We start from the raw sequence: 6,797 nt of genomic DNA, 5'->3' as shown, positions 1-6,797 counted from the left end.
CTGCTCGTGCTCGAGCTGACCGGCGGAAATGATCGTCCCGGCCTTGTCGAAGATGATCGCGCGGGTACTGGTGGTGCCCTGGTCGATTGCGATGACGTGTTCGGTCATGGACTAACTCCCTTGTCAGGTCGTGACGCTGCGTACTGGTGAGGCCGTGAGTGCTGGTGAGGCCCTGACTAGAAACGATAATCGGTGCGCACCCCCCACGGGGAAGGAACGACCGCCGCCCCCGGTGAGCCTGTGCGTCGCCGAGAGTCGACCCGGGCACTGTGCGAGCTGTGAACAGTCCGGGCCGGGAATTACCCGGCGACGGATGCGTTGAGATATAACTAGTAACAAGAAACGTGCTCCGGGGTCGGTGTGAATCCGAACCGGCGGTGAAAGTCCGCGACCCGTTCCGCTCCAGGGCGAAACGGTTGAGCTGGTGAAATTCCAGCACCGACGGTTAAAGTCCGGATGAGAGGCGCACGAGTCGATTGGCCTTCCCGGCCGATCGGCGGGTTTCGCCTTGCGCAACCCACACGGTGTTCAGCGCACCGAAAACCCGGAGTTCGTTCAGAAACGAACGAGGACCGGAAATGACCGACCAGGCGACGCTCGAGGCCGTTATGCGGCGTGCGCTCGAGTTGGCCGCGAACGGACCGGCCACGGGCCCGAACCCCCGCGTCGGCTGTGTCCTCCTCGACGCTTCCGGGCAGTTCCTGGCGGAGGGCTGGCACCGTGGCGCCGGCACGCCGCACGCCGAGGTGGATGCCCTCGCCCGGCTTTCGGCCGGAGCCGCCCGCGGCGCGACCGCCGTCGTCACCCTCGAACCCTGCAACCACACCGGGCGCACCGGGCCCTGTGCGCTCGCGCTGATCGACGCCGGCGTGGCCCGCGTGGTCTACGCGGTCGCCGACCCTGGGCCCGTCTCCGGCGGCGGAGCCGACCGACTGCGCTCCCACGGCGTCGACGTCGTCGGCGGGCTGCTCGCCGACGAGGTCGAGCCCTTCCTCGCCGACTGGCTCGTCGCGGCCCGGCTGGGACGACCGTTCGTTACGCTCAAGTGGGCGTCGAGCCTCGACGGCCGGGCAGCCGCCGCGGACGGGACGAGCCGCTGGATCACCGGGCCGGAAGCCCGCCAGGACGTGCACCGGCGCCGCTCGGCGGCCGACGCCATCCTCGTCGGCACCGGCACGGTGCTCGCCGACGACCCCGCGCTGACCGCCCGCGACGCCGACGGGCAGCTCCTGCCCGCGCAGCCGGTGCCGGTCGTGATCGGCGCCCGCGGCATCCCCGTGGGCGCCGCCGTGCGGGGCCACCCGCACTCGCCGCTGATCTTCGCCACCCACGACCTGCTCGCGGTGCTCGGCGAACTGCACCGGAGCGGCATCCGTCACGCTTTCATCGAGGGCGGGCCCACGCTCGCCAGCGCGTTCGTCGCGGCCGGCCTCGTGGACGAGTACCTCGTCTACCTGGCGCCCACGCTGCTCGGCGGCGGCCGGCTGGCCCTCGGCGACATCGGCGTCGCCGGCATTGACGAGCAGCGGCGACTGACCATCGAACACTACGTCCGGCTCGGCGAGGACCTCCTCGTCGTGGCCCGGCCCAGATAGGGGAAGCATGTTCACCGGAATCATCGAGGAACTCGGCCAGGTCGAGAAGGTCGAGCGCGGGGCGGATGCCGCCCGGCTCACCGTCCGCGGACCGCTGGTCGTGGCCGATGCGGGCCACGGGGACTCGATCTCGGTCAACGGCGTCTGCCTCACGGTCGTCGAGCGCACCGGTGACACGTTCACGGCCGATGTGATGGCCCAAACCCTCGCCATGTCCACCCTCGACGCGGTGCAGCCCGGCAGCCCGGTCAACCTCGAACGCGCCGCCCGGGTGGGCGACCGGCTGGGCGGACACATCGTGCAGGGCCACATCGACGGCACCAGCACCCTGGTGGGCGTCACCCCCGGCGATGCGTGGCGGGTGCTCCGGTTCAGCCTCTCCCCCGAACTGGCCCCGCTGGTCACCGGCAAAGGGTCAATCGCCGTCGACGGCGTCTCCCTGACCGTCAGCAACATCAGCCCGGCGAGCGAACCGGACCAGTGGTTCGAAGTCTCGCTCATCCCCGAAACCCTCACCGCCACGACGCTGGGACAGCGCGCGGCCGGCGATCGCGTCAACATAGAAACAGACATCCTGGCCCGCCACGTGGAGCGCATGCTCGCCCTGGCTGACGCAGGATCGAAAAGGAGCAACTCATGAGTCTCGCTGACATCCCCGCCGCCCTGGACGCACTCAGGTTGGGGAAACCGGTCATCGTCGCCGACGACGAGGGCCGTGAGAACGAGGGCGACGTGATCATCTCCGCCCAGCTGGCCACTCAGGAGTGGATCGCCTGGACGGTGCGCTACTCCTCCGGTTTCATCTGCGCGCCGATGACCAACGACCTCGCCGACAAGCTCGACCTGCCGGTGATGGTACTCAACAACGAGGATGCGCGCGGCACCAACTACACCGTGTCGGTCGACGCGGCGGACCGCCTCAGCACCGGGATCAGCGCGGGCGACCGCGCCCACACCCTGCGGGTGCTGGCCGACCCGGACTCCACGCCCGCCAGCGTGCACCGTCCCGGCCACATCATGCCGCTCCGTGCCCGGGACGGCGGCGTGCGTGAGCGCGATGGCCACACCGAGGCCGCCGTCGACCTGATGAAGCTCGCCGGACTCGTGCCGGTCGCCGCGATCTGCGAGATCGTTGCCGAGGACGGCGAGATGATGCGCCTGCCCGGGCTGCTCGAACTCGGCGAGCGCGAGGGGGTTCTCGTGATCACGATCAAGGACCTGATCGCGTACCTGCAGGAGTTCCACTGCGACACGGACCTGCCCACCGTCAGCCCGATCCTCGAGTCGCCGCGGGTGGACTTCGAGGTGGAGACCACCGTTCCCACCGTGCACGGGGCCTTCCAGGTGCGGGCCTACCGCGACCGGATGACCGGTGCGGACCATGTGGCCATCGTCTCCGGCACCCCCGCGAACGGCGCCCTCGTGCGCGTGCATTCCGAGTGCCTGACCGGGGAGGCGTTCGGGTCACTCAAGTGCGAGTGCGGACCCCAACTCGACGCGGCGCTCGAGACGATCCGGGTCGAGGGCGGAGTCGTCGTCTACCTGCGTGGCCAGGAGGGGCGCGGCATCGGCCTGATCAACAAGCTGCGCGCCTACAAACTGCAGGAGGAGGGGCTGGATACCTTCGACGCCAACCTCGCGCTGGGCCTGCCCGCGGATTCCCGCGACTACGGCGCCGCGACGGCCATCCTGCACGAGATGGGCATCTCCTCCGTGCGCCTGCTGACCAACAACCCGGAGAAGATGCGCCAGCTCGAGGCGCACGGCATCGAGGTGACCGAACGCGTGCCACTGGTGGTCGGCGTCGGCACCCACAATCAGGATTACCTGGCCGTCAAGCGCGACCGGATGGGCCACCGCATCACAGACAGCGACATGTTGAAGGGAATCACACTATGAGCGGAGCAGGCTCCCCCGAGGTCAGCGTCGACGGAACCGGGCTGGACATCGTGATCGTCGCCGGACGGTGGCACGACGTGATCACCGACGGGCTGATCGCCGGTGCCACCCGGGTGCTCGAGGAATCCGGGGCCCGCCACTCCCTGGTGCGGGTGCCCGGCAGCTTCGAGTTGCCGGTGGCATGCAAGGTCGCCCTCGACAACGGCGCCGACGCGGTCGTCGCCCTCGGCGTGATCATCCGCGGCGGCACCCCGCACTTCGAGTACGTGTCGGCGGCGGCGACGGATGGCCTGACCCGGGTGGCGCTGGACGCCGGCAAGCCCGTGGGCTTCGGCGTGCTCACCCTCGACGACGAGCAGCAGGGCCTGGACCGGGTCGGCCTGCCCGGCTCGAAGGAGGACAAGGGCGCGGAGGCGGCTGCGGCGGCCATCGCGACCGCCCAGCTGTTGCAGAAGCTGCGGGGATACAGCTTCGACTGAACCCGTTCCGGTCGACAGTGCCCGTTCCGCGGGTCACTCTCGACCGGAACGGGCACTCTCAGTCGAGGAAGAGGGCGCGCAGGCGCCTGGTCGTGAAGACCAGGCCGAGCAGGATCATCACCAGGTAGTAGAGCACGTGCCAGAGCATGCCCACGTCGACCTGGCCGGTGGTCAGGCCGCGCACGAGCTCGATCCCGTGCCAGAGCGGCAGCACCTGGATCACGTACTGGATCGGCTGCGGGTAGACGCTCAGCGGATAGAACGTGGCTGAGAACAGGAACATCGGCAGCAGCAGGAAGTTGATCCAGTCCATCTGCTGGAACGTCTTCATGAAGCTCGTCACCGCCATCCCCACGCTCGCGAAGCCGAACGCGATCAGCAGCACGGCCGGCAGGGCGAGCAGCGCCCACCAGGACAGGTTCAGCCCGAGCACCTGCATCACCACCATGAACCCGGTGGCGTACAGCGCCCCACGGAGCAGGGCCAGTGAGATCTCGCCGAGCGCGACATCCAGCGGGCCCAGCGAGGTGGACAGCATCCCCTCGTAGAGCTTCGCGAACTGCATCTTGAAGAACACGTTCCAGGTGGAGTCGTAGATGGCGCCGTTCATCGCCGCGACCGCCAGCAGCGCCGGCGCGATGAACGCCGCGTAGGGAACCTCCTGGCCGGACTCGGTTGTGATCGTGCCGACCAGGGCGCCGAGGCCGAGCCCCATCGAGAGCAGGTAGAAGATCGGCTCGAAGAAGCCGCTGACCACGACCAGCCAGTTCGTGCTCCGCGTCGCCTGCCAGCCCCGCAGCATGACACTGCGAGCGTTGCCGGCGTAGAGGGCGCCGAGCGGGCGGGATGCCGCGGCATCCGTTCTCAGGTCGTCGATCCCGGTCATTTGTTCAGCCTCCTCGCGGCGACCCGGCGCGCCCAGGTCCAGCCCAGGGTCAGCAGAATCGCCAGGTAGAGCACGTGCGTCACACTCAGCCAGATCGGCTCGCTCGCCCCGTAGGTCAGCACCCGGGCGAGCTCGGTGCCGTGCCAGAGCGGGGAGATCCAGCCGATCCACTGCAGCCAGACCGGCAGCACGCTGAGCGGGAAGAAGGTGCCGGAGAACAGGGTCATCGGCAGGATGATGAACCGCATCACCATGGCCAGCTGACCGGTGTCCTCGGTCAGGGTGGCCGTGTACGCCATCAGCAGGGCGCCGAAGCCGAGCCCGGTGAGCAGGCCCGCGAAGACGGCCAGGAACCCGGCCGGGGACGGCACCGCCCCGAAGACCAGCATGAACGCGTAGTAGATGCCGCAGGTGACGCTCATCCGCAGGGCCACCGAGATGACGATGCCGTTGATGATCTGCCCGGGCTGGATCGGGGCGGCGTTCATGCCGTAGAACACCGGGTTCCACTTGAAGCCGAGCATGATCGGGTAGGTGAACTCCTCGCTGGCCACGGTGATCGCCGCGCTGCAGAGCAGGGCGGGGGCGACGAAGGCCAGGTAGCTGACCCCGGCCACCGCGTCCGGGCCCAGGTTGGCGTCGACGAGGGTGGCCAGGCCGACGCCCATCGCGTAGAGGTAGATCACCGGGTTGCCGATGGCGGTCACGACCACCGTCTGGGCGTAGGAGCGCATCACCCGGAAGCGGTGCTCGGCCACATACCAGGAACCCCAGCGCCGGGCGTGCCGGGTGGCACGGATGGCCTGGTCGCCGACGGAGCCGGGCGGGGGCGTGGGCGTGCTCATTCGATCAGGGTCCGCCCGGTCAGGCGCAGGAACACGTCTTCGAGGCTGGAGCGCCGCACCAGGCTGGTGATCGGTTTCAGCCCCGCGTCGATGATGCGCACCAGCTCGGACTCGCCGTTCTCGCTGTAGATCAGGATGCGGTCGGGCAGCACCTCGAGCCGGTCGCCCATCCCGGCGAGCTGCGCGGCCACGTCGGCGTTCAGGTCCGAGCCGAACCGCACCTCGAGCACCTCCCGGGACGAATAGGTGCGGATCAGCTGCGCCGGGGCGCCCTCGGCCATGATGACGCCCTTGTCGACGACGACCAGCCGGTCGCAGAGCTGCTCCGCCTCATCCATGTAGTGGGTGGTCAGCAGCAGGGTCGTGCCCTGTTCCTTGAGCCGGAACAGCCGGTCCCAGAGGATGTGCCTGGCCTGCGGGTCGAGCCCGGTGGTGGGCTCGTCGAGCAGGAGGATGCTCGGCTCGTTGATCAGGGCCCGGGCGATGGTCAGGCGCCGCTTCATGCCGCCGGACAGGGCGTCGACCTTCGCCTTCGCCTTGTCTTCCAGCTGCGCGAACGCGAGCAGCTCGTCGGCACGGCGGGCAACCTGGGCCCGCGGGAGGCCGAAGTAGCGCCCGTAGACGAGCAGGTTCTCCCGCACCCTCAGTTCGGTGTCGAGGTTGTCGGTCTGCGGCACGACGCCCAGGCGCGAGCGGATCTCCGGGCCGTACCGGTCCGGGTCCATGCCGAGGATGCGCAGGTCGCCGCCGGTGCGGGTGGAGACGGCCCCCACCATCCGCATGGTCGTGGATTTGCCGGCGCCGTTCGGGCCGAGCAACCCGAACGACTCTCCGGGAGCGACCTCGAAGGAGATGCCGTCGACGGCGGCGAAATCCTTGTACTTCTTGACGAGATTCTGGGCAACGATGACGGGCTCTGGCACAGTTCCCCACTGTAGACCGGGCGACCGACGCCGCGCGGGATGCGGTTAAGCTCAACTGGTGAGCACCCCGAACACGAACCCCCCGTCCTCTTCGACCCGCGAGGCATCCGCCCCGCCCGCCGCCCGGCCCGCCGCCCGGCCTGCCGCCCCGGCCGCTGCCCCGGCCGCTG

8 protein-coding genes and 1 riboswitch are annotated in these 6,797 nt (G+C 69.3%); of the genes, 4 read left to right on the top strand and 4 right to left on the bottom strand.

The features are described from left to right. Nucleotides 1–108: FGGY family carbohydrate kinase (locus E3T42_RS10205; protein WP_134402963.1), on the bottom strand; the 108-nt coding region annotated here is incomplete at its 3' end. A gap of 233 nt (nucleotides 109–341) precedes the next feature. Further along, nucleotides 342–472, top strand: a riboswitch (FMN riboswitch). A gap of 106 nt (nucleotides 473–578) precedes the next feature. On the opposite strand from E3T42_RS10205, the gene ribD reads away from it, so the two are divergent. Genes ribD through ribH form a run of 4 tightly spaced genes read left to right on the top strand, consistent with a single transcriptional unit; the run spans nucleotide 579 to nucleotide 3,973 of the window. Next, nucleotides 579–1,595 (top strand): bifunctional diaminohydroxyphosphoribosylaminopyrimidine deaminase/5-amino-6-(5-phosphoribosylamino)uracil reductase RibD, encoded by a 1,017-nt coding sequence (gene ribD, locus E3T42_RS10200; protein WP_241976019.1) that lies wholly within the window; start codon nucleotides 579–581, stop codon nucleotides 1,593–1,595. A gap of 7 nt (nucleotides 1,596–1,602) precedes the next feature. Beyond that, complete coding sequence (locus E3T42_RS10195; RefSeq protein WP_134402962.1) at nucleotides 1,603–2,235, top strand: riboflavin synthase; 633 nt, start codon at nucleotides 1,603–1,605, stop codon at nucleotides 2,233–2,235. After that, the gene (gene ribA / locus E3T42_RS10190) at nucleotides 2,232–3,494 is read left to right on the top strand and encodes a GTP cyclohydrolase II (protein ID WP_134402961.1); all 1,263 of its coding nucleotides are present in this window, start codon (nucleotides 2,232–2,234) and stop codon (nucleotides 3,492–3,494) included. The genes E3T42_RS10195 and ribA overlap by 4 nt, the downstream gene beginning before the upstream one ends. Next, nucleotides 3,491–3,973: a 6,7-dimethyl-8-ribityllumazine synthase gene (ribH, locus tag E3T42_RS10185; RefSeq protein WP_134402960.1), complete on the top strand. Its 483-nt coding sequence runs from the start codon at nucleotides 3,491–3,493 to the stop codon at nucleotides 3,971–3,973. The genes ribA and ribH overlap by 4 nt, the downstream gene beginning before the upstream one ends. A 58-nt stretch (nucleotides 3,974–4,031) precedes the next feature. Here the strand turns inward: ribH and E3T42_RS10180 are convergent, their stop codons facing one another. From E3T42_RS10180 to E3T42_RS10170, 3 genes are read right to left on the bottom strand one after another with little or no spacing between them, the layout of a single operon-like run. After that, complete coding sequence (locus tag E3T42_RS10180; RefSeq protein WP_134367988.1) at nucleotides 4,032–4,859, bottom strand: ABC transporter permease; 828 nt, start codon at nucleotides 4,857–4,859, stop codon at nucleotides 4,032–4,034. Beyond that, nucleotides 4,856–5,704: an ABC transporter permease gene (locus E3T42_RS10175; RefSeq protein WP_134402959.1), complete on the bottom strand. Its 849-nt coding sequence runs from the start codon at nucleotides 5,702–5,704 to the stop codon at nucleotides 4,856–4,858. Before E3T42_RS10175 ends, E3T42_RS10180 begins: the two co-directional genes overlap by 4 nt. After that, the gene (locus E3T42_RS10170) at nucleotides 5,701–6,627 is read right to left on the bottom strand and encodes an ABC transporter ATP-binding protein (protein ID WP_134402958.1); all 927 of its coding nucleotides are present in this window, start codon (nucleotides 6,625–6,627) and stop codon (nucleotides 5,701–5,703) included. Before E3T42_RS10170 ends, E3T42_RS10175 begins: the two co-directional genes overlap by 4 nt. Nucleotides 6,628–6,797: the final 170 nt, after the last annotated feature.

Source organism: Cryobacterium sp. TMT4-10 (genome assembly GCF_004403275.1).
Lineage (GTDB): Bacteria > Actinomycetota > Actinomycetes > Actinomycetales > Microbacteriaceae > Cryobacterium > Cryobacterium shii.
This window is presented reverse-complemented; position numbering and strand designations above follow the sequence as displayed.

Bases quoted from the DNA above. Each gene is read 5' to 3' on its own strand.
- E3T42_RS10195 (WP_134402962.1), top strand. From the start codon at position 1,603: ATGTTCACCGGAATCATCGAGGAACTCGGCCAGGTCGAGAAGGTCGAG.
- ribD (WP_241976019.1), top strand. From the start codon at position 579: ATGACCGACCAGGCGACGCTCGAGGCCGTTATGCGGCGTGCGCTCGAG.
- ribH (WP_134402960.1), top strand. From the start codon at position 3,491: ATGAGCGGAGCAGGCTCCCCCGAGGTCAGCGTCGACGGAACCGGGCTG.
- E3T42_RS10180 (WP_134367988.1), bottom strand. From the start codon at position 4,859: ATGACCGGGATCGACGACCTGAGAACGGATGCCGCGGCATCCCGCCCG.
- ribA (WP_134402961.1), top strand. From the start codon at position 2,232: ATGAGTCTCGCTGACATCCCCGCCGCCCTGGACGCACTCAGGTTGGGG.
- E3T42_RS10175 (WP_134402959.1), bottom strand. From the start codon at position 5,704: ATGAGCACGCCCACGCCCCCGCCCGGCTCCGTCGGCGACCAGGCCATC.